Origin of the sequence: Sorangium sp. So ce406, assembly GCF_051474675.1 — a bacterium.
In the GTDB taxonomy this organism is placed as follows: Bacteria; Myxococcota_A; Polyangia; order Polyangiales; family Polyangiaceae; genus Sorangium; species Sorangium cellulosum_G.
Map to the genome: position 1 here is coordinate 6,511,012 of NZ_CP150340.1, position 20,655 is coordinate 6,531,666.

At 72.6% G+C, this 20,655-nt stretch carries 15 protein-coding genes; 11 read left to right on the plus strand and 4 right to left on the minus strand.

What is annotated here, in order from left to right; translation table 11 throughout:
* Positions 1-4 precede the first annotated feature (4 nt).
* Positions 5-2,653, minus strand: a complete 2,649-nt coding sequence (locus WME96_RS23925; RefSeq protein ID WP_437283899.1) for a protein kinase domain-containing protein — start codon at positions 2,651-2,653, stop codon at positions 5-7.
* Between the two features lie 181 nt (positions 2,654-2,834).
* Here WME96_RS23925 and WME96_RS23930 point away from each other — a divergent pair, with 181 nt between their 5' ends.
* Positions 2,835-4,478 carry a serine/threonine-protein kinase gene (locus WME96_RS23930; protein ID WP_437283900.1) on the plus strand — a complete coding sequence of 548 codons (1,644 nt, stop codon included), beginning with the start codon at positions 2,835-2,837 and terminating at the stop codon, positions 4,476-4,478.
* Positions 4,479-4,814: 336 nt separating this feature from the next.
* Positions 4,815-5,300, plus strand: a complete 486-nt coding sequence (locus WME96_RS23935; protein ID WP_437283901.1) for a hypothetical protein — start codon at positions 4,815-4,817, stop codon at positions 5,298-5,300.
* Between the two features lie 45 nt (positions 5,301-5,345).
* Here WME96_RS23935 and WME96_RS23940 read toward each other — a convergent pair whose 3' ends face one another.
* A complete protein-coding gene (locus WME96_RS23940; RefSeq protein WP_437283902.1) occupies positions 5,346-5,951 on the minus strand; it encodes an ABC transporter permease in 606 nt (201 codons plus the stop codon).
* Between the two features lie 319 nt (positions 5,952-6,270).
* Here WME96_RS23940 and WME96_RS23945 point away from each other — a divergent pair, with 319 nt between their 5' ends.
* Positions 6,271-6,924: a TetR/AcrR family transcriptional regulator gene (locus WME96_RS23945; RefSeq protein ID WP_437283903.1), complete on the plus strand. Its 654-nt coding sequence runs from the start codon at positions 6,271-6,273 to the stop codon at positions 6,922-6,924.
* A gap of 49 nt (positions 6,925-6,973) precedes the next feature.
* Here WME96_RS23945 and WME96_RS23950 read toward each other — a convergent pair whose 3' ends face one another.
* Positions 6,974-8,131, minus strand: a complete 1,158-nt coding sequence (locus tag WME96_RS23950) for a hypothetical protein (protein ID WP_437283904.1) — start codon at positions 8,129-8,131, stop codon at positions 6,974-6,976.
* A 193-nt stretch (positions 8,132-8,324) separates the two neighbouring features.
* Between WME96_RS23950 and WME96_RS23955 the strand changes: the two genes are divergently transcribed.
* The 7 genes from WME96_RS23955 to WME96_RS23985 all read left to right on the plus strand — a co-directional run bounded on the left by WME96_RS23955 (position 8,325) and on the right by WME96_RS23985 (position 14,968).
* Complete coding sequence (locus WME96_RS23955) at positions 8,325-8,807, plus strand: peroxiredoxin (protein ID WP_437283905.1); 483 nt, start codon at positions 8,325-8,327, stop codon at positions 8,805-8,807.
* Positions 8,808-8,925: 118 nt separating this feature from the next.
* Positions 8,926-10,923, plus strand: a complete 1,998-nt coding sequence (locus WME96_RS23960) for a DUF4139 domain-containing protein (protein ID WP_437283906.1) — start codon at positions 8,926-8,928, stop codon at positions 10,921-10,923.
* A gap of 232 nt (positions 10,924-11,155) precedes the next feature.
* The gene (locus tag WME96_RS23965; RefSeq protein WP_437283907.1) at positions 11,156-12,019 is read left to right on the plus strand and encodes a mechanosensitive ion channel family protein; all 864 of its coding nucleotides are present in this window, start codon (positions 11,156-11,158) and stop codon (positions 12,017-12,019) included.
* Positions 12,020-12,169: 150 nt separating this feature from the next.
* A complete protein-coding gene (locus tag WME96_RS23970; RefSeq protein ID WP_437283908.1) occupies positions 12,170-12,982 on the plus strand; it encodes a mechanosensitive ion channel family protein in 813 nt (270 codons plus the stop codon).
* Between the two features lie 258 nt (positions 12,983-13,240).
* Positions 13,241-13,882: an HD domain-containing protein gene (locus tag WME96_RS23975; RefSeq protein ID WP_437283909.1), complete on the plus strand. Its 642-nt coding sequence runs from the start codon at positions 13,241-13,243 to the stop codon at positions 13,880-13,882.
* Positions 13,883-14,195: 313 nt separating this feature from the next.
* Complete coding sequence (locus WME96_RS23980) at positions 14,196-14,552, plus strand: hypothetical protein (protein WP_061620903.1); 357 nt, start codon at positions 14,196-14,198, stop codon at positions 14,550-14,552.
* Complete coding sequence (locus tag WME96_RS23985) at positions 14,549-14,968, plus strand: HNH endonuclease (protein WP_437283910.1); 420 nt, start codon at positions 14,549-14,551, stop codon at positions 14,966-14,968. The genes WME96_RS23980 and WME96_RS23985 overlap by 4 nt, the downstream gene beginning before the upstream one ends.
* A gap of 101 nt (positions 14,969-15,069) precedes the next feature.
* Here WME96_RS23985 and WME96_RS23990 read toward each other — a convergent pair whose 3' ends face one another.
* Positions 15,070-16,029, minus strand: a complete 960-nt coding sequence (locus tag WME96_RS23990; RefSeq protein WP_437283911.1) for a diacylglycerol/polyprenol kinase family protein — start codon at positions 16,027-16,029, stop codon at positions 15,070-15,072.
* Positions 16,030-16,579: 550 nt separating this feature from the next.
* On the opposite strand from WME96_RS23990, the gene WME96_RS23995 reads away from it, so the two are divergent.
* Positions 16,580-20,533: a M36 family metallopeptidase gene (locus WME96_RS23995; RefSeq protein ID WP_437283912.1), complete on the plus strand. Its 3,954-nt coding sequence runs from the start codon at positions 16,580-16,582 to the stop codon at positions 20,531-20,533.
* Positions 20,534-20,655: the final 122 nt, after the last annotated feature.

Here is a 20,655-nt window from a genome sequence, read left to right on the forward strand (position 1 = left end):
CCGCCTACGCAGGCCGGCGCGCTGCGAGCGACACGACGCCGCCCGCGCGCTCGGCCTCGACGCCCCGCTCGGCGTGCTCGGCCAGCACGCGCTCGTCGCGCTCGCCCACCGAGCGCAACCAGCGCGCCGCGGCCTGATGGCCGGCCCGGCGATCGCCGTCCGTCAGCATCCCGTAGGCGGCGTCGCGCACCAGCGCGTGGCGGAACGTGAGCTCGTCGTGGCCCGGGTAGCGCGAGCCGCTGCGCCGGGTGATGAGCTCCTCCTCGAGCAGGCCCTTCAGCCAGCGGTCGACCGACTCGATCGGCGTGCCGGCGCCGAGGAGCTGCCGCACCCCCTCGGGCCAGAAGCTGCCGCCGAACAGGCTCGCCGCCCGCAGGGTGCGCCGCGCCTCGGCCGGCAGCGCCTCGATGCGCGTGTGCATCAGCGCCACGACCGTGGGCGGCAGGTCGCTGCGGCCCTCGGCGCGCGCGCGCATGAGCTCCTCCAGGAAGAACGGGTGGCCGTCCGCGTGCTCGACCAGCCGCGCCACCTCGGACCGCGCGAGCTCGTCGCCGAACACGCTGCGGACGAGCCGCTCGGACGCCCGCGGGCTGAGCGGGCCGAGCTTGATGTGCTGCACCCCGCGCTGCCCCCACAGCCCGGGGAACGTCTCGGTCACGCTATGGCGCGCGAAGCCGAGCACGAGCAGCGGGCGATCCGAGAGCGCCTGGAGCGCCTCGTCCAGCACCGCGACCGAGGCGTGATCGCTCCAGTGCATGTCGTCGAGCGCCACCACGACCGGCCCCGCATCGCACCGCGCGGCGAGCCAGTCGAGCACGGCCCGGCGGGCCTGATCGCCGAGGAGGACGGCGTCCGCCCGGGCGGCGTCGAGCTCCGGATCCGGATCGTCGAACGGCGTGCCCGCGATCTCGCCGAGGAACCACGCGACGCGCCGCGCGTCGCCGGCAGGCGCGGGGAGGACGCGCGCCACGTGGTCGCGGATCTTGCCGCGCCGCGCCTCGATCGGCTCGCCGGGCAGGCAGCCGGCGGCCGCGAGGACGATCTCGCCGAGCATGCCGAACGGCGCCCCCGCGGCGATCGGCTCGCCGCGCGCCACGTAGACCGACGCGCGCGCGTCGCCGTCGCGCACGGCGCGGACGAGCTCGCAGCGGAGGCGCGTCTTGCCGATGCCGGCCTCGCCGAGCACCAGCGCGGCGCGCGCCACGGGCTCGTCGGCGCTCTGCTCGAAGAGGCCGCGGAGCATCGCGAGCTCGCGATCGCGCCCGACGAACGCGGTGACGCGCCCGAGCAGCGTGCCCTCGGGCTCCGAGCCGTCGCGCTCGCCCTTCAGCAGGAACGAGGGGCCGTCGCCGGTCACCTCGAAGCGCGGGGCGGCGAGCCCCGCCGTGACCTCGTCGATGCGCACGTCGCCCTCGGCCTCGCGCAGGCGCGCGACCGCGCGATCGATCACGTCGCCCGAGGGCAGGCGCTCGCCCACCTGCGCCCGGCCCGTGGCGAGCGCGACCGGGCGCCCGGGCAGGCGCGCCTTCATCGCGAGCGCGCACTGCGCGGCGCGCGCGGCAAGGTCGAACGCGACCATGGTGCCGGCGCCGCCGCGGCCGGTGAGCGCCTCGTCGCCCTGCCAGGTCAGGAGCACCATGCGCGTGCCGCCCGCGAGCCGCACGCGCTCGCCGCCGAACGCCTCCGCGACCTCGGCGACGACGCGCTCGGCGCCGCGATCGCTCGCCGGCTCGGGGTCCGCGGCGCCGAGGTCGACGAGGACGACGCTGATGAGCCGCCGCTCGTCGCCCGTCACCGAGGCGGGCGCGCCGCCCGCGCCCTCGCCGGGCGAGCGCGCGAGCAGGGCGCGCGTCTCCGCGAGCGCGGCGGCCGCGGCGCGCCCGTCGGCGGGGCGCGCGGCCGGGTCCTTCGCGAGCAGGCGCGCGACGAGGTCGTCGATGGGGGGCGGGACGTCCGGGCGGCGATCGGCGAGGCGCGGCGCCTCCTCGAGGAGGATGCGGCACATCTCGGCGAGCGGGTCGTCGGCGGCGAACGGGCGCTGCCCCGCGACGCTCTCGAAGAGCAGCACGCCGAGCGCGAAGACGTCCGCGCGCGCGTCGACGTCGGCGTCGCCGCGCGCCTGCTCGGGCGCGACGTAGCCGAGCGAGCCGACGAGCGAGCTCGCCTCGGTGACGAGCGTGGTCGACGCGGCCGCGCGCGCGACGCCGAAGTCGAGCAGCACCACGCCGTCGACGCGGCCGTCGCGGAGCAGCACATTGCCCGGCTTGAGGTCGCGGTGCGTGATCCCGAGCGCGTGCACGGCGGCGAGCGCCTCGGCGATCTGGTGCGCGACGAGCAGCGCGTCGACGACGGGGAGCGCGCCCTGCTCGAGGCGCGCGCCGAGCGTGACCCCGTCGAGCCACTCCATCGCGAGCCACAGGGCGCCGTCGTCGCTCGTGCCGTGCGCGATGTGCTGGACGATGAGCGGGTGCTGCACGGCCTCGAGCAGGCGCGCCTCGCGGCGGAAGCGGGGCGCGAGCTCCGGGGGTGCGACCTTGAGCGCCACGGGGCGGCCGGTGAGCTGATCGGTCGCCCGGTACACCGTGCCCATCCCGCCGGCGCCGGCAAGGCGGTGCACCTCGAACCGGCCTGCGACCAGCGTGCCCTCGCGCATGGCGCAAGCTTATCCGAGAGCCCCTGCGACGTGCGCGGTCCGCGCGCTCGCTGGTGACGGTCCGGGGTGTTTGTTGTACGCTGTGCGCGCAGACGCCCGGAGGACCGCGCTTCGCGCACAGGACACCTCCTCGGGTCGGCGGCTCGGCTGATGAAGCTCGGCTGATGGAGAACGACCCCCGATGAACCCCGGACAGCACGTGACGAGCACGCTCCGGCTGGCGCGCCAGCTCGGGAAGGGGGCGATGGGGAGCGTGTGGGTGGCCGATCACCTCACGCTGGGCACGCAGGTGGCGGTGAAGTTCATGTCGCCGGCCTACGCGGAGCAGAGCGGCTTCGTCGAGCGCTTCCGGCGCGAGGCGATGGCGGCCGCGCAGATCAAGAGCCCGCACGTCGCGCAGGTCTTCGATCACGGCGTCACGCAAGAGGGCGCGCCGTACATCGTGATGGAGCTGCTCGAGGGCGAGGACCTGAAGAGCCGCATCCAGCGGCTCGGCGCGCTGCCGCCCCTCGAGGTGACGACGATCGTGTCGCAGACGGCGAAGGCGCTCGGGCGGGCGCACCAGCTCGGGATCGTCCACCGCGACGTCAAGCCGGACAACATCTTCCTGCTCGACGTCGAGGGCGAGCTGTTCGTGAAGGTGGTCGACTTCGGGGTGGCCAAGCGGGTCCAGGGCGCGCCGCAGGGCGAGCTCGGCGTGACGTCGACAGGGCACGTGCTGGGCACGCCCCTCTACATGAGCCCCGAGCAGCTCCTCAGCGCGAAGCACGTCGATTTCCGCGCGGATCTCTGGGGGCTCGCGGTCGTCGCCTACCACGCGCTCACCGGGCAGGTGCCGTTCACGGGCGAGACGCTGGGCGCGCTGTCGGTGGTGCTCCACACCGGGATCTTCACGCCGCCGAGCGCGCTGCGGCCGGAGCTCTCGCCGGCGATCGACGCCTGGATGAAGAGGGCGCTGGCGCTTGATCCCGCGGCGCGCTTCGGGTCGGCGCGGCAGATGGCCGAGGCGCTGGAGCACGCGGCGCTCGGGATCGCGCGCACGGCGTTCACGAACGACCCCTCGTCCGGGGGCGACCGGACCAGCCACGCGGGCGCGGCCCGGGTCGCGTCGCAGCCGGTGTTGTTCGGGCCGCCGACGCCGGTGCCGGCGTCGCAGGGCGCGCGGCTCTCGACGACCGGCCAGCCGGATTCCGGGCCGGGGAGCGGCGCGCCGTCGGCGCGGGGCGCGCGGCTCTCGATGACCGGCACGCCGGGGCGGACGCTCGCCGGCATGGCGACGTCGGGGTCGGATGGATCCCGCCGGTGGGCGCCGGCGATCCTGGCGGCGGCGCTCGCCCTCGGGGCGCTCGTGGCGGTGGTGGTGTTCCTGGCGGCGAAAGGGTCGCACAAGGTCGACGTGACACCTTCGTCGGACGACCTGGCGGCCCGGCAGGGGGCGCCGGGCGCAGCGCAGCCGGCCGGGCCGTCTGCGCAGGGCGGCGCCGCGGCGCCGGGGCAGATTGCGCCTGTGGAGCCCGGGGCGGCCATCGAGGATGAGCCTGCGAAGGCGGCCACGGCGGACGCCGCGGCAGGTCCCCAGGGGGCCCAGACGGGCTCGACGGGTACCCAGGCGGCCCGGGCGGGCGCGACAGGCGCCCAGGCGGCCCAGGCGGGCGCGCCGGGAGCCCGGACGGTCGCGCCGGCGGCAGGGAAGCCCGGCGCGACCACCGCGCCGCGCGGCACCACGGACGGCCGCGGCCGGACCACGCCGCGCGAGGCGACGACCGGGCGCGCGACAGCGACGAAGCCGACGCCCCCGCCGATCGAGGACACGATCGGCTTCTGAGGCGGCGTTCGCGCCGCCATGCTCGTGCCCGGCCGCCCCACGCGTCCCGTGCGCGCGGATGCGGCCGTACCGGCCGGACGAGACCTCCTGTCAGGGCGTTCTTGCGCCGTGCGCGCTGCAAAACACGGAATATCGCGCTGTACAGGCGAAAGTTGGCATCAGAAGGCGAGGCACAGCGGGCGCAGTGCGACATCCCGCCTCACTCGCCCTGGATGGAGCCGCGGCGAAACTCGGCGCGTCCCATGGATGCATGAGAATTTTCAAACTGGCATGGCTCGTGCGGTATCCGGCGTGGGGGCCCGGAGCGGGGACGCGCTCACGCGAAGGAGGTCTCTCATGGCGAAGCTCGTAATTGGTCTGGTGCAGACGCGTGACGAGGCGGAAGCGGCGGCGGAACGCATCATCGACTGCGGCTACACGCGACAGGACGTCAGCCTGCTGATGACCGACGCGACGCGCCACAGGTGCTTCAGGGTTCCGGACGGAACGCCGCCGGCGCACACGTTCGGCGCCGCCGTCGCGATGAGCGCCGTGATCCCCGACCTCGGGTTCGTGGTGGCCGGCCCGCTGGCGGCCGTGGTGGCGAGCGCGGTCGGCGCCGGGCTCACCGGTGGCCTGCGCGAGATCCTCATCTCTGCCGATGTCCCGAAGCACTGGGCGGAGCGCTACGAGCGGGGCGTCAAGCAGGGCGGGATCCTCGTGAGCGTATTCGCCCACAACGAACGGGACGCGGGCGTGCTCCACCTGGTCCTCGACGACCCCGGCATCTACGCCGTCCGCGCAGCCGCCACCGAACGCGATGCGTACCGCATCCATCTCTGATCGACCGTCGCTCGGCGAGGCGCTCCGCCTCCGGGACGCGGGGTGTCAGCTCTGCGCGTGCTTCGCGCGCGCGGTCAGGCGACGGGGCTCGAGGACCGAGGCGACGGCGTAGGCGCCGCCGCCGGCGATGGCGAGGACCCAGAAGATGCCGGGAGTGCCGAGGAAGAGCGCTGCGGTGGAGATCAGGGCGAGCCAGGTGCCGAGGCCGTAGTGCAGCAGGTTGCGGCGGACGGCGCCTTCGCCGAGGTAAATCAGGCCGACGACGAGACCGGAGCCGGTGGGCCAGAGCATGGACTGCAGGTCAGGCATGTCGAGGGTGTACGCCAGGCCGGTGATGGCGAGGAACAGCGCGGCGAAGGCGCTGATCCAGGAAGCGCCGATCAACTTGCCGGACAGGACGTCGGGCTCGCTCGCGCCGCGCTGGGCGCGGAGGGCGGCAAGGGTGGCGTAGACGGTGCCGACCGCGAGCCCCGTTCCCAGGAGCGTCGTGGGCAGCCAGGCGGGCAAGACGAGCAAGGGGCTGGCTCCCCTGGAGATCGCGGCGGCGCCGTGGCCGAGAACATAGGCGAGCCCGAAGCTGATGTAGGTCGAGCGGTTGTCGATCTCGCTCGAGGGACGTGCAGTGGCGGCATCGGTGCGGGCGCTGAACATGGCGGGAACCTCCTGGTCAATGGGTGCGAGCCGAGAACGGCGAGGGGTTGAAGAATGCAGGTGACCTTGTCGACGTCACGTTACACACGTAACCTTATTATCGTCACCTAACGGTTGTCAACCTACGCCGATGAGAAAGGCATCCCGGGACTGCTGGGCGAGGGGCAGGACGTCGGCGGTGCCGTGGCCGTCGGTGGCGACGGCGTTCCACCGCACGCCGTGAGAGCTGGTCGGCAACTGCTAAAAATGTAATTTTTATTACATTACACTGAGCTTGCAGAAGCTAACGGCGATAAGTTTTTGGGGGTAAGGTCACACCGTGGGAGACAGCAGAACCGCGGCGTCGGCCGCACCGAAACCGACGCGTGATCGCAACCGCCGCGGAGAGGGCGCCCGCCTGCGCGCCGACATCGTCGCCGCGGCGGTCGAGCTGCTGGACGAGGCCGGCGACGAACGCGCCATCACGCTGCGATCGGTAGCCCGCCGGGTCGGGATCGCCGCCCCCTCGATCTACCCCCACTTCCCCGACCAGCCGGCCATCATGCTGGCCGTCGTGCAGCAGGCCTTCACCGAACTGGAGAGCAAGCTGCGCTGCGCCGTGGAGGAGGCCGGCGACGATCCACGAAAGCGGCTGTACGCCGCTTGCAATGCCTATCTGGAATTCTCCCGGAGCCATCCAGAGCGCTACCGCACCATGTTCGGCGGCCTCTGGATGCCCACCCTGGGCGACAGTTCCGTGACGGAGCGGGACCTGACCACGCTCGGCCGGGAGGCCCTGCAAATCCTCACCGACACCCTCGGCGGCTGCGTCACCGCCGGGTACTCCACCAGCACCGACCCCGTCGCCGACGCGATCGCGCTGTGGCTCGGCCTGCACGGGTTCGCGCACCAACGTGCCGTGAGCCGCGTCTTTCCCTGGCCCGCCGACATCCCCGAACGCATCATCACCGCACTTGCACGCCTCGCCACCTGATTCCTCGCGGGCGGGCATGCGCCAGCAGGAATGAGGGGGTTTCTCAGGGTCAACCCGCCAGGGACCTGAGGCGCGCGCGCAGCATCAGCGCCCCGATGAGGTCTTCCTCCGCGTCGCTCCGGCGCGACCACCCCAGCGAGAGGTAACGCAGCAGCTCGCCGAACGTGGGTCCGGCAGGCGCGGCGCTCGTGCCGCCGCGCACGATCCAGAGCTGCTCACCGTCGGGCCCGAGCGCGACGACGGCCCGCTGCGCCGCGCCGCCGCCGAGCGCCGAGCCCGAGAGCCGCGCGATCGGGTAGAGCTGCCGCGCCGCCGCCGCCTCCCAGCCGGGCTCCCGCTCGTGGCCGCGGAGCTCGTCCTCGCGCAGGAACCGCAGCGTGCCCTCGACGGCGCCGATCGCGAGCTCGCGGTAGAGATCCTCCGGATCCGCCGGGTCGGCCCAGTCGTACGCGCGCGCGAACGCCTCGTACGTCGACGGCGCAGCGACGCCGCGCACCGGCGGCAGGGACGCGGGCGCGCCGCGGCCGTCCTCGCGCCGGAGCACCCGGTTCAGGCGGCTCACCTCGCCCGCGATCGACGCCGGCCCCGGCGCGACGAGGCGCACGTCGACGCGGCGCTCGGGCGCGAAGAGGCCCCCCATGAGCGCGCCCAGCACCGGGGCGCCCAGCTCGGCCGAGAGGTACGTCGAGCCGCGGTGCGGCCGGATTGCCCTGTCCATCGCCTCGCGCTCCTGCTGCTCGGTCGCGTCGTCCGGAAGCTCGACCTCGACGGCGACGAGGTCGCTCCGGTCGGGCGTCTCCACGCCGGCCTCGATGCCCTCCTCCCCTTCCCTCACGAAATGGCGGACGTAGCCGCTCGCCTCGAACCGCCAGCCGTCGTCGTGGACGATCTCCTCCGAGAACACGAGCGCGAAGACCGTCGCGCCCGGGTGGCCCAGCTCGGCGGCGGCGTCGAGCACGGCGACGGGCGGCGAGAGCTCGTCCTCGAAGAGCTCGGAGAGGTGGTCGAGCTCGTCGCCGCCGGCGACGGCCGGGTCGCCGCTGGCGTAGTAGGCGGCGCAGAAGCCGGGCACGCCCGGGAGCGGCGCGACGAACAGGCGCGGCGAGGCGACATCCCAGCCGCCGAGCGCCACGGCAAAGCCCTGGGACAGCGCGCGGTCCGGGATCTCGGCGGGTCGAAAGATCAGCGCAGCGAACGTGGTGGCCATGGGGCGCCCAGGGTAGCCCGATCGCCGGCCCGCGGCGCGCGTCCGACGCGCTCCGGGCGCCTTCACCGCCGCTCGCTCACGCTTCTCCCGGATCCGGGGCGGGCTACGCGGACAACGGGAAGGCAGGCGCGTCCAGGCGCGCGACGCCGCGCGGGCTTGGACGCGCCGCGGCGCATCGGGTAGAGACGACGCCATGTTCGGCCAATCCACCCTGTCCGTCGGTGAGACCGCCCCCGAGTTCACCCTGCAATCGCAGAAGCGGGAGGAGGTGAAGCTGTCCGACTTTCGCGGCAAGAAGACGGTCGTCCTCTTCTTCTATCCCAAGGACGACACCCCGGGATGCACCGCGGAGTCGTGCGCGTTCCGCGACCAGCACGACGTGTTCGCGGAGGCCGGCGCCGAGGTGATCGGCGTGAGCGCCGACTCGGAGGGCTCTCACGAGCAGTTCGCGCAGAAGCACCGGCTGCCCATGACGCTGCTCAGCGACCCCGGCGGGCACACCGCCGCGCGCTATGGCGTCAAGTCGTTCCTCGGGCTCCTCCCGGGCCGCGTGACGTTCGTCATCGACCGAGACGGCGTGATTCGACATGTCTTTTCCTCCCAGATCCGCGCGACCCGGCACGTCGACGAGGCGCTCGCCGTGGTGAAGCGGCTCGAGGCCTCCCGCCGCGGTTGACGCGCGCCGGAGCGGCGCGCGAACTCCCGCCGTGACCCCCGTCGTTGACGCCCCCCGGAGGGGCGTTATGAACCGACGAGGCGAGGCCGTCGCGCGCCTCCGCCGGGGGGAGGCAACGATGAATCACGGGGCGTGGACGACAGCGACGCTGGCGGCCGACACGATGGATCTTGCCCGGCCGGGGGCCGCGGCCGACGCGCTCCCGCTCCGCCGCGTGGTGCTCTCCACGGGCGGCGTCGGGTATTTCGAGCACGAGGCGCGCGTGCGCGGCGACGCGGAGCTCACGCTCGAGGTGCGGCTCGACCAGGTGGACGACGTGCTGAAGAGCATCGTCGTCTACGACGAACGCGGCGCGGCCGGGAAGATCACGCTTCCCGGGAAGGAGCCGCTGCGCGATCTGTTCCGCGAGCTCCCGTTCGACGAGGGCGCGCTCGAGTCCGAGGCCGCCCTGCTGAACGCCCTGCGCGGCGCCGAGGTGCGGACTCGCGCGGCGCAGGGCGCCATCGCCGGGCGGATCGTCGCGGTGACGGCGGTGCAGGTCGGCGTGCCGGGCGGCGGCACCGAGGGGCGGCACCGGCTCGCGCTGATGTCGGACGGCGCGCTGAAGCAGGTCGTCCTGGAGGAGCTCGAGGGCGTGGAGCTCGTCGAGGAGCGGCTCCGGCGGCAGGTCGGCGCGGCGCTCGTCGGGCTCGCGAGCCAGCGCGCGCGGAACCGCCGCGCGCTCGTCGTGCGCGCGGCCGGCGAGGGCGAGCGGATCGTGCGGGTGGCGTACGTCGTCGAGGTGCCGCTCTGGAAGACGTCATATCGGCTCACCGTCCCGGCGGATGGACGCGCGAAGACCGCCGCGCTCTCGGGGTGGGCCATCGTGGAGAACCAGAGCGGCGGGGACTGGAAGGACATCGACTTCACTCTTGTGTCGGGCGACCCGGTGACGTTCCGTCAGGCGCTCTACGAGATCTATTATGTGAACCGCCCGGAGGTGCCCGTCGACGTGGCCGAGCGGGTGCTGCCGCGGCTCGACGAGGGCGCCTCGGCGCTCGCGGCCAGGGCGGCGGGGCCCCCGCGCTACCGCATGAGCGCGGCCCGCGAGGAGGCCACAGCGCCCGCCGGGCCCGCCCCGACGCCGGTGCCGGCGCGCGAGGAGGCGGCGACGCAGGTCGTGTTCCATTTCCCGGTGCCGCTCACGCTCGAGAGCGGGAAGACGGCGCTCCTGCCGATCATCGAGCGGCAGATCCCGGCGGAGCGGCTCTGGCTGGTTCAGCCGGAGGCGAGCGCGCGCAGCCCGCTCGCGTCGGTGCGGCTGCGCAACGACGGCGACGCGAGCCTGCCCCCAGGGGCGATGACGGTCTACGAGCGCTCCGACCAGGGGGTCGTCACCTATGTCGGCGACGCGCGCCTCGCGCCGCTGCCGCCGGGGGAATCGCGGCTCGTGAGCTTCGCCGTGGACCGGAAGGTGCGTATCGACCGCGAGGAGCGGAGCGAGGAGGTGCTGTCGCGCGCCCGGATCGAGGGCGGCATGCTGGAGATCGTCAGGACGGCGCGCAGGGTGACGGAGTACACGATCGTGGGCGCCGCGCGCGAGCCGCGCGTCGTGGTCATCGAGCACCCGCGCCTCGCCGGATGGGAGCTGGCCGAGCCCAGGGAGGGCGTGGAGACGAGCCGCGATCGCTACCGGATCCGGCGGGAGGTCGCGGCGGGGGAGACGGCGCGGCTCACGGTGGCGCTGGAGCAGCCCATCTCGCACACGGTCGCGCTCACGAGCCTGTCGAGCGAGCAGATCCAGGTGTACCTGTCCTCGCGCGAGATCCCCGAGGCGGTGCGCGCGGCGTTCGCGCGGCTCGCGGAGCTCAGGGCCGCGGTCGCCGACAGGCAGCGCGCGCTCTCGGCGCTGGAGTCCGAGATCGCGAGGCTGCGCGACGAGCAGGAGCGCGTGCGCCAGAACCTCAAGGTCGTGCCCGCGGGGAGCGCGCTCCAGGAGCGTTATCTGAAGGCGCTGAGCGAGCAGGAGGACCGGATCGCGGCGGTGTCGGCGAAGCTCTCGGGGGCGCAGGAGGCGGTGGCGAGCGCGGAGCGGGCGCTCGCGGAGTACGTTCGCGGGTTGTCGCTCGCGCCGTAGTTGCGGGGGGCGGGCGGTCTTGCCGGGCTGCCCGGCGGCTTGCCGGGCTGCCCGTGGTCACCTGAGGTGCGCAGGCCTCAGGGCTGATGCTCGAAGATCTCTGATGCCCTCTCGCGGGGCGACATTGCGGTGTGATAGAGCTGCCGGTCGGGGGGATATCGCAATGCGAGGCGCGCACGCACCTTGCACTGGGCCCCCCGCGAGCGGCGAGGACGCCGCCAGGAGGCTCGAGATGGACGAGAGAGTTCAGCGGTACGTTGATATGGGGGTAGCGCTCGGGGTCAACGTCGGCGGGAAGATCGTGGGCGCGATCCTGGTCTGGGTCATCGGCCGCGTGATCATCCGGGGAATCCTGTCGCTGATGCAGCGGAGCGGGCCGCTGAAGAAGCTCGACGTGACGCTGGCTCACTACCTGGAGTCGGCGACGTCCGTGCTGCTGAACATCCTGCTCGTCATCGCGGTGCTCAGCGTGTTCGGCGTGGAGACGACCACGTTCGCGAGCCTCCTCGCCGCGGTCGGCATCGCCGTCGGCATGGCGTGGTCGGGCCTCCTGTCGAACCTCGCGGCGGGTATCTTCATGATCCTCCTGCGCCCCTTCAAGGTGGGCGACTACGTGACGGCCGGGGGCGTGACCGGCACGATCCACTCCATCGGCCTCTTCGCGACCGCCCTCGACACGCCGGACAACGTCCGCACCATCGTGGGCAACAGCAAGATCTTCAGCGACACCATCCACAACTACAGCACGAACCCGTTCCGCCGCGTCGACTGCACCGCGCAGCTCGCGCACGGCGCGGATCACGAGGCGGCGATCACGCGGCTCAGGGCGCGTCTTGCGCTCATCCCCAACGTGGCGAAGGAGCCGGCGCCGACCGTCGAGATCCTGGAGTTCAACCTCGCCGGGCCCGTGCTGGCCGTCCGGCCCTTCTGCCATACCGATCACTACTGGGATGTGTACTTCGCGACCACCAAGGTCATCCGCGAGGAGCTCGGCAAGATGGGGTTGCCCGTCCCGGGCCAGCACGTGCACATCCAGCAGCTCGCGGCGACGCCTCCCCTGCGCAACGGGAACGGCGAGGCGCACCCGGCGGCCTAGCTCGCTCGCCGGAAATCCGGCGAGCGACGGCCGGTCCGCTGCGCCCTTCCGCGGCGCATCGCGCGGGCTGGCTCATCGACGGGCCTTGAGGCCGGGGGGCAGATCCTCTACGCCCGGGAGGCCCGGGCGGCGCCCGCGCGGCCGTCGCCCATGGACCTGCAGGAACTGGTACCTTCGTTCGCCACGCTCAAGGCGATGGCCACTGCGGTCGCCCTCCTCATCGCAGGCTGGCTCGGGAGCAAGTGGGCGTACCGGCTCGCCGTCAAGGCGCTGGCCAGGACTCACCTGGATCAAGCGCTGACGCGGTTCCTGGCGTCGATGCTCCGCTACGTCGTGCTCGCGGCGACGTTCATCGCGTCGATGGAGACCGTGGGCATCCACACGACCAGCCTCGTGGCCGTGGTCGCCTCGGCCGGGCTGGCGGTCGGGCTGGCGCTGCAAGGGAGCTTGAGCAACTTCGCGAGCGGCGTGCTCATCCTCTTCTTCAAGCACTTCCAGCTCGGCGACAAGATCGCCATCGGGGACCACACGGGCGTCGTCGAGGACATCGGGCTCTTCAACACCACGCTGGTGTCGACGGACAACGAGAAGATCGTGATCCCGAACGCCTCGGTGACCAACGGCCCGATCGTGAACTACTCGGATCGAGGGCTGCTGCGCGGCGCCGTGACGGTCACCGTGGAGGGCCGGCTGCGCGAGCTCGGGCCGGCGATCGAGGCCCTGGTGCGCGCGGGCAAGCGGGCCGGCGGGGTGGCGCAGGAGCCGGCGCCGACGGTGTTCTTGACCGACATGGAGGATGGGTCGCTCGACCTGACGCTCACCGCCTGGTACCGCGCGGTGGAAGAGGACGGGAGCATGCACAACCTCCGCGTCGCCGTCCTGGAGGAGCTCGAGGGGGCGGGCATCAAGCTGATGAACCGGACGCAGCTCATCCTCCACCAGCGGAGCAAGATGCCGTCCTGATACCGCGCCTTGCGCGCGCGATGGACGCCGAGGGAAACAACGTGGGCTGTCCAGGTGAAGCCCGCATCACCACCGTTTCAAGGACGAGATCGACGTGCTGGGAAAGAAGACGAGAGCGTTGGTTCTGGGGAGCCGGATCCCGCAGGCGTACATCGTCACATCCGGGTTCGGCCGAGAGGGGTTGTTTTCCCTGCTGGAATGCGTTCACCCGTCCTGTCCACGTTGCGCGTGTCCGTGTCCGCGGAGTAAGAGGCGGGGATGAAGCACTGGGAACCGCTCTTCGTGAAGAAGCTCGAGGCGACCGACCTCGGCGATGACCCCGCCCACGATCTGGCGCACTTCACGCGGGTGGTCGCCACGGCCAAGGCCCTCGCGGCGGACGAGGGGGCCAGGCTCGACGTCGTCGTCCCCGCGGCGTGGCTGCACGATCTCGTGAACGTCCCCAAGAACGATCCCAGGCGCTCCCAGGCCTCGCGGCTCTCCGCGGAAGAGGCGCTGGTCTTCCTCCGGAGCATCGAATATCCCGAGGGCCTTCTCCCGGACATCGCCCACGCCATCGAGGCCCACAGCTACAGCGCCGGAATCGAGCCGAGGACGCTCGAGGCCGAGGTGGTTCAGGACGCAGATCGCCTCGATGGCCTGGGGGCGATCGGGATCGCGCGCTGCTTCGCCGTGGGCGGCCTGATGGGCGTGCGGTTCTACGACCCGCAGGACCCGTTCGCCGAGCGAAGACCGTGGAACGATCGCGAGAACGCGATCGATCACTTCCATGTGAAGCTGTTCAAGACCGCCGAGAGCCTCAAGACCGCCGCCGGGCGCCGCGAGGGCGTGCGACGGGCGGAGTTCATGAGACAGTATCTCGATCGCCTCGCGATCGAGATCGGCGGCGAGATCCCCTGAGATCAGCCCGCGCCGGCGATGGTCACGGCGGCCGCCACGGCGACAGGGATGGTGAAGTTGTCATCCATCCGCGACGAGAACAGCCCGCGACGACAACAGCGCGGTGGCGGCCCCGGCCAGGCCGGCGACCGCCAGCACCAGTCGCGTGGCGAGCGCCGCCGGCTGAGCGCTGGCAACTCCGAAGGCCCCGGCGCTCCGGCTACAGGCGGGGCGAGAGGCCGGGCAGCGCCTCACGACGTGGACGGCCCTCGCGTCCTCATGCCGGTACGCACGTCACGTGCTAGATCTGTCGTCTCCTGGAGAGTACGCCCACATGGCCGCCATCACCCTCGACCTTCCAGACGAGCTCGCGGACCGGCTGCGGCCGCTCTCTGACCGTCTGCCCAACATCCTGGAGCTGGGCCTCCGCGAGCTGGATGCCTCGTCCGTGACTTCGTTCTCGGGCGCTTCGGACATCCTGGAGTTCCTCGCCGGCCTGCCCACCCCGGAGGAGGTCCTGGCGCTCCGCCCGACGCCTCAACTCCAGGCACGGACGAGCGAGCTGCTCGAAAAGAACCGGGCCGTGGGACTCTCGTCCGTGGAAGAGGAGGAATGGCAGCGCTATCAGGCCGTCGAGCACCTGGTACGGCTCGCGAAAGCCAAAGCGGCGCTGAAGCTGCAGCAGCGATGAGGCATATCCCGACGGCGCTGCGACGGCTCGTTCATGAGCGAGCCGGAGGCGCGTGCGAGTACTGCCTGTACCCCGAGTCGCTGGCGTTCACGGCGCACGAGATCGATCACATCGTGGCGCAGAAGCACGGCGGCGAGACGACGGAGGCCAATCTGGCGCTTTCGTGTGCGCTCTGCAACAAGTACAAGGGGAGCGATCTCGCCTCGTTCGATCCGGAGACCGGGGAGCTCGCAGCCGTTTTCCATCCACGCCGCCAGCGCTGGCGCGATCACTTCCAGATTGCTGGGAGCTCCATCGCTGGTCTGACGCCGGTGGCTCGGGCGACAGTTCGTCTGTTGCAGCTAAACCATCCGAGCCGGCTCGCCGAGCGCACGATCCTGATCGCGGCCGGACTCATCTCTGTACCGGATCGTTAGCTCGGCGCGGCGCGAGAGCTCAGAGGACTCCCGGCAGCACACCGCATCATGCTGCGGGCGATGATAAAGCTGAGCTCGCTTCCGGGCCAGGCGACTCGAACTCAGCCCGCGCCGGCAATGGTCACGGCGGCCGCCACGGCGACAGGGATGGTGAAGTTGTCATCCATCCGCGACGAGAACAGCTCGGTGGCCGCCCCCGCAAGGCCGGCGACGGCGGCCAGGAGGAGGCGCGAGGAGAGCGACGCCGGGCCGAGCGCCCACATCACGAGCAAGGAGCTCAGCACGCCCGCGGCGAAGAACGCGAGCGTCCCCTCCAGCGAGCGATTGTCGAGCAACCGCGTCCGGCCAAACCGACGGCCGATGAGGGCCGCCGCCGGGTCGGCCACGGCGAGCACCACCACCGCGAGCGACTGGCTCAGCCGGTTGCCGAACAGCGCCAGCAGCAGGAGCGCGGTCACATACCACGTCGACGAGTTCACCCGATAGCGCTCGTGCGGGTGAGCCACGAGCCGGAAGAACCCCATCAGCCGATCGTTCACCCGCTCGCTCACCCGACGGGCGATCTCCATCGACCACGCCGCCGCCGCGAACGCGCCGCTCACCGCGACGAGCCAGCCACGCTCGGGCAAGAGCTGGATCAGCCCGAGCACCGAGAGCCCCGAGGCAACATGCCACAGGCTGCGCGCGTGGTTCGTCGGCCTGACGCTCGGCGGCGCGACGACCACGCCGCGCAGCGTCAGCACCAGCGACTCGTAGGCGGGCTGCACCTCCCGCTGAAACGCGATCCACGCCGCCTTGGGCGAGGGCGTCCTGGTCGGGGTCGCTCGCTCCACCGCGGCGAGCAGCGCGCGAAGGCGCTCGCGGAGCCGCTCGAGCGCGCCAGCCGCGTCGTCGCGCTCGGCCGCGACGACGAGCTCCCGGAGCCGGGACGCCACCCGATCGACCCGGGCGCGGACCTCGGGCTCGTCGCGGAAGGCGAAGACCGCGGGATCAACCTGACGCAAAAGATCGCAGAGCTCTTCGGAGACGAGCTTGGTCTCGAGGTGCAAGGTGTGGATCACGTTCGGTTTTGTGAGGATAGTTCCCGGAGCTCGTTCCGCGTGTCAGCGCTTCGTCATACCCGCTGCCCAGCCGGTGAGCTGGCTCGCGACCCCACAAAGCGCGCGCCGCGACGCACCGCATGAGGCCAGACCGACCCCCGGACGAGCCCGCGCGCGACAGCCGCCCCCGCCACCAACCCGGTGACGCGACCGCCATCGCGCGACGGGTCGGTCCGCCCCGCGCGATCACGTGAAGGCGACGGGCTCAACATGACATTCATGGATTCATGGGGCGCGCCACGAGGCCTCCTTGCGATTTCCATCATGAGCTCGCTTCCGCCCGATTTGCAGCGTGGCGCAGAGCCGACGAGACCGCATGAGAGGCGCCTTACGGGGCGTGTCAGAGCGCGAGACGCCGAGCTTCCCTTGCACGCACACTGTGGCTAGGGTGCCTGGCGTCGCGGATTCGACGGGTGGGCGCGAGGCGCCCCGGGGACGCTGCGCGCGGCCACCTCTGTCTCGCGCGCGTCCGGCCAGGCGTCGTTCCCTCGGAGTCGGAGAATCGAGGAACATGAAGGTTTCAGTTCGGTACACCGCGCTTTCGTTCGCGCTGCTCGCCGGCCCACTCGCCCACGCGCGGGAGCGCCCGAACCACGACGCCTATTACAAGGAACCGGCGGCGCTGCCCGCCGGCGTGGCCCGCGTCGCGCAGGACGATGTGCCGGGCGCCGTCGTCGCCTCGACCGATCCGCAGCGCGGCGTGCCCACCTTCGTGTGGGCGACCTCCCCGGAGCACCGCCCGCCCGCCGCGACGCACAGCTCGGCCGAGGCCGCCGCCCGCTGGTACGTGCAGCGGTACGCGCGCCTCTACAACCTGCCGCAGGCCGCGCTCGACACCGCCGTGGTGCGGCACGTGCACGACACCGGGCGCGGCGGAATCGTCGTGACGCTCGGCCAGGACGTCGACGGAGTCCCCGTCTTCCGCAGCGAGCTCAAGGTGCTCATGAAGCGCGACCTCGCGCTGGTCGCCCTCGCGGGCAACCTGCACGCGTCCGCCGTCGCGCTGCCGCCCGGCGCCGGCTCGCTGCGGGCCGGCTCGAAGCGCAGCCGCGCGTTCTCGCGCGCGCCGGCCCAGGCGGTCGTCCGCGCGGTGCGCGACGCGCACGGCGTCGACATCAAGACGGTCGACCTCCGCGAGCTGCCCGGGGCGAAGGGCGGGTATCGGATGTTCGAACTCGCGGACACCGGGCACGCGCGCTCGCGCCTCGGGAGCCTGCGCTTCACCCAGCCGGCGCGCGTCAAGAAGGTCCTCTTTCCGCTGCCCGACCGCCTCGTGCCCGGCCACTTCGTCGAGCTCATCTCCGGGGACGCCACGAGCACGAGCTCCGAGGCGTATGCGTGGGTGTTCGGGGCCGACGACGGGCGGTATCTCTACCGGGAGAACCTCTCCCACGCCGCCGCGTTCGATTACCGGGTCTGGGCCGAGGAGGGGGGCAAGCACGTCCCGCTCGACGGGCCGCTCGCGGATTTCTCGCCGCACCCGACCGGGCAGCCGAACGGCTTCACCCCGCGGTTCATCGCGCCGAGCCTCATCTCGATCGAGGGCTTCAACACGAGCCCGGACGGCGGCGCCGACCCGTGGCTGCCGGACGACGCGACCTCGACCCGCGGCAACAACGTCGATGCTTACGCGGACCACAGCGCGCCCGACGGGTTCTCCAGCGGCGACACGCGCGCGACGCTCACGGGGCCGCGCGCGTTCGACCACGTCTACGACCCGTCGGCCGAGCCGCTCGCCGATCCCGAGCAGATCATGGCGGCGGTCACCCAGGTCTTCTACGTCACGAACTGGCTCCACGACTGGTACTACGACTCCGGCTTCAACGAGGCCGCCGGCAACGCGCAGCGCGACAACCTCGGCCGGGGCGGCCTCGACGGCGACCCGCTCCTCGCCGAGGCCCAGGACGACGCGCCCGGCGGCAGCCGCGACAACGCGAACATGGACGCGACGTACGACGGCGCGCCGCCGCGCATGCAGATGTACCTGTGGTCGGGGCCGGACCAGCGGTCGCTGAGCGTCACGCCGCAGAACGCCAGCTACGCCTCGAACACGGCCATGTTCGGGCCCCAGCAGTACGAGGTGACCGGCGAGCTCGCCCTCGGCGAGGACGACACCGCGCCCCGGGGCGACGCGTGCGGGCCGCTCACGAGCGACGTGGCTGGCAAGATCGCCCTGGTCGACCGGGGCGGGTGCACCTTCGCCGAGAAGGCGCAGAACGCGCAGGCGGCGGGCGCCGTCGGCCTGCTCATCGCCAACAACCGCGAGAGCGACGGGGCCCCGCGGCTGGCCGGCGAGGCGCCGGACGTGACGACGCCGGCCCAGAGCATCTCGCTGGAGGACGGCCGCGCGCTCCGGGCGGCGCTCGCCGGCGGGGGCGAGCCGCTCACGGTCACGATGACCCGCGAGGTCAGCGTGGAGCGCGACGGCACGATCGACAACACCATCGTGGCGCACGAGTGGGGCCACTACATCCACCTCCGCCTGGTCCCGTGCGGCACGCAGATGTGCGGCGCGCAGAGCGAGGGGTGGGGCGACTTCATCGCGCTGCACATGATGATCCGCGACGGCGACGACCTCGACGGCGTCTACCCGATCTCGGGCTACGGGAGCGCGGCGATGGGCGACATCTACTTCGGCATCCGCCGCGCGCCCTACTCCGTCGATTTCTCGAGGAACGGGCTGACGTTCAGGCACATCTCCGATGACGCGCGCCTCCCCGACCACCCGCTCAGCGTCACGGCGCCCGAGAACTCCGAGGTGCACAACGCCGGCGAGGTCTGGGCGAGCATGCTGTTCGAGGCGTACGTCGCGCTGATCCGGCACGGCGGCGACCTGACCCCGCCGCGGGCGTTCGAGCAGACCCGGCGGCGGATGAGCGACTACGTCGTGGCGGGCATGAAGGTCGCCCCGGCGAACCCGACGTTCACCGAGCAGCGCGACGCGATCCTCGCCGCGGCGCTCGCCAGCGATCACGGCGACTTCCTCGCGCTGGCCGAGGCGTTCGCGCGGCGGGGCGCCGGCACGTGCGCCGCGTCGCCGCGCGCCGACGCGTACGACCTCTCCGGCGTGGTCGAGAGCTTCAAGGTGCAGCCGGAGATCTCGCTGGTCCGCGCGGAGCTCGACGACAGCGCAGGCTCCTGCGACCGCGACGGGCTGCTCGACGCCGAGGAGTCTGGCACCGTCACGATCGAGATCGTCAACCGCGGCACGGCGCCGCTGACCGGGGCGGTGGCCACGGTCGAGGGGCCGGGCGACGGGGTGACGTTCCCGGACGGCGGGCGCGTGTCGTTCGGCGACGTCGCGCCGTTCGCGACCGGGACGGCGAAGGTGGCGGTGAAGCTCGACCGGACCGTCGCGCCGTCCGAGGACCTGAAGCTCCGCCTGACGCTGAAGAGCGCCGAGGCGTGCACGCCGACGCGGGTGGAGGCGCTGGTGCGGCGCGTGAACTACGACGAGGTCCCGGCGTCGTCGGCGGTCGACGGCGTGGAGACGCAGAGCACGACGTGGACCGTCGAGGGTCTCTCCAGCGACCTCGTCTGGTCGCGCGCCGAGGGCGCCGCGTCGAACCGCGTGTGGCGCGGGGTCGACCTCGGGAGCCTGTCCGACGCGACGCTTGTGTCGCCCGCCCTGGAGGTGAGCGAGACCGAGCGCTTCGTGCTGACCTTCGCGCACCGCCACCAGTTCGAGGCGAGCGACGGGCTGTTCTGGGACGGCGCGGTGATCGAGATCAGCGCCGACGGCGGCGAGACGTGGGAGGACCTCGGGCGGTACGCGGACCCGGGCTACAGCGGGAGGATCACCCATGAATCGGGCAATCCGCTGGGCCGGCGGAGGGGGTATGTCGGCGAGAGCCCCTCGTGGCCCGACCTCGACCGGGTGGCTGTCGACCTGGGGACGGCGTTCGCCGGCAAGACGGTGCGGGTACGGTTCCGGGTGGGCACGGACGAGGCCGCGGGCGACACCGGCTGGGAGCTGGACGACATCGGGTTCGCGGGCGTGACCAACAAGCCGTTCGCGACGATCGTCCCCGACACGGCGTCGTGCCAGGGAGGGCCGGCGGCGGACGCCGGCGCGGACCAGACGGTCGCGGTCGGAGAGCTGGTGACGCTCGACGCGTCGGGGAGCTCGGATCCCGAGGAGGACGCGCTGACGTTCTCCTGGACGCAGACGGCGGGGCCGGCGGTCGAGCTGACCGGCGACGGCGCGCGCGCGACCTTCGTGGCGCCCGAGGTGGCGGCGGCGACGACCTTCGCGTTCGAGGTGAAGGTCAGCGACGGGGTGCTGGAGGCGACCGACCAGGTGAGCGTGGTGGTCGATCCGGCGAAGGAGCTGTCGGCCGAGCCTGCCGACGACGCGTGCGGGTGCACGGTTCCCGGGCGCGGCGCGCCGCGCGGGGCGCTCGCGGCGCTCGGCGCGGTGGCGGCCGTCGCGACGCTCGCGAGGCGGCGGCGGAGGGGCGCGTGAAGCGCAGGTAGCGAGCGAGCGGGGTCGGCCGCGCGGGGCAGCCGTGCGGCCCGTCCTTACGCCGGAACCCGGGATCGCCCAACCCGGGTCACGACGGCAGGTCACGACGGCAGCGCGCGGGC

Bases quoted from the DNA above. Each gene is read 5' to 3' on its own strand.
- WME96_RS23940 (WP_437283902.1), bottom strand. From the start codon at position 5,951: ATGTTCAGCGCCCGCACCGATGCCGCCACTGCACGTCCCTCGAGCGAG.
- WME96_RS23970 (WP_437283908.1), top strand. From the start codon at position 12,170: ATGGACCTGCAGGAACTGGTACCTTCGTTCGCCACGCTCAAGGCGATG.
- WME96_RS23965 (WP_437283907.1), top strand. From the start codon at position 11,156: ATGGACGAGAGAGTTCAGCGGTACGTTGATATGGGGGTAGCGCTCGGG.
- WME96_RS23955 (WP_437283905.1), top strand. From the start codon at position 8,325: ATGTTCGGCCAATCCACCCTGTCCGTCGGTGAGACCGCCCCCGAGTTC.
- WME96_RS23985 (WP_437283910.1), top strand. From the start codon at position 14,549: ATGAGGCATATCCCGACGGCGCTGCGACGGCTCGTTCATGAGCGAGCC.
- WME96_RS23930 (WP_437283900.1), top strand. From the start codon at position 2,835: ATGAACCCCGGACAGCACGTGACGAGCACGCTCCGGCTGGCGCGCCAG.
- WME96_RS23975 (WP_437283909.1), top strand. From the start codon at position 13,241: ATGAAGCACTGGGAACCGCTCTTCGTGAAGAAGCTCGAGGCGACCGAC.
- WME96_RS23960 (WP_437283906.1), top strand. From the start codon at position 8,926: ATGAATCACGGGGCGTGGACGACAGCGACGCTGGCGGCCGACACGATG.
- WME96_RS23980 (WP_061620903.1), top strand. From the start codon at position 14,196: ATGGCCGCCATCACCCTCGACCTTCCAGACGAGCTCGCGGACCGGCTG.
- WME96_RS23925 (WP_437283899.1), bottom strand. From the start codon at position 2,653: ATGCGCGAGGGCACGCTGGTCGCAGGCCGGTTCGAGGTGCACCGCCTT.
- WME96_RS23995 (WP_437283912.1), top strand. From the start codon at position 16,580: ATGAAGGTTTCAGTTCGGTACACCGCGCTTTCGTTCGCGCTGCTCGCC.
- WME96_RS23935 (WP_437283901.1), top strand. From the start codon at position 4,815: ATGGCGAAGCTCGTAATTGGTCTGGTGCAGACGCGTGACGAGGCGGAA.
- WME96_RS23950 (WP_437283904.1), bottom strand. From the start codon at position 8,131: ATGGCCACCACGTTCGCTGCGCTGATCTTTCGACCCGCCGAGATCCCG.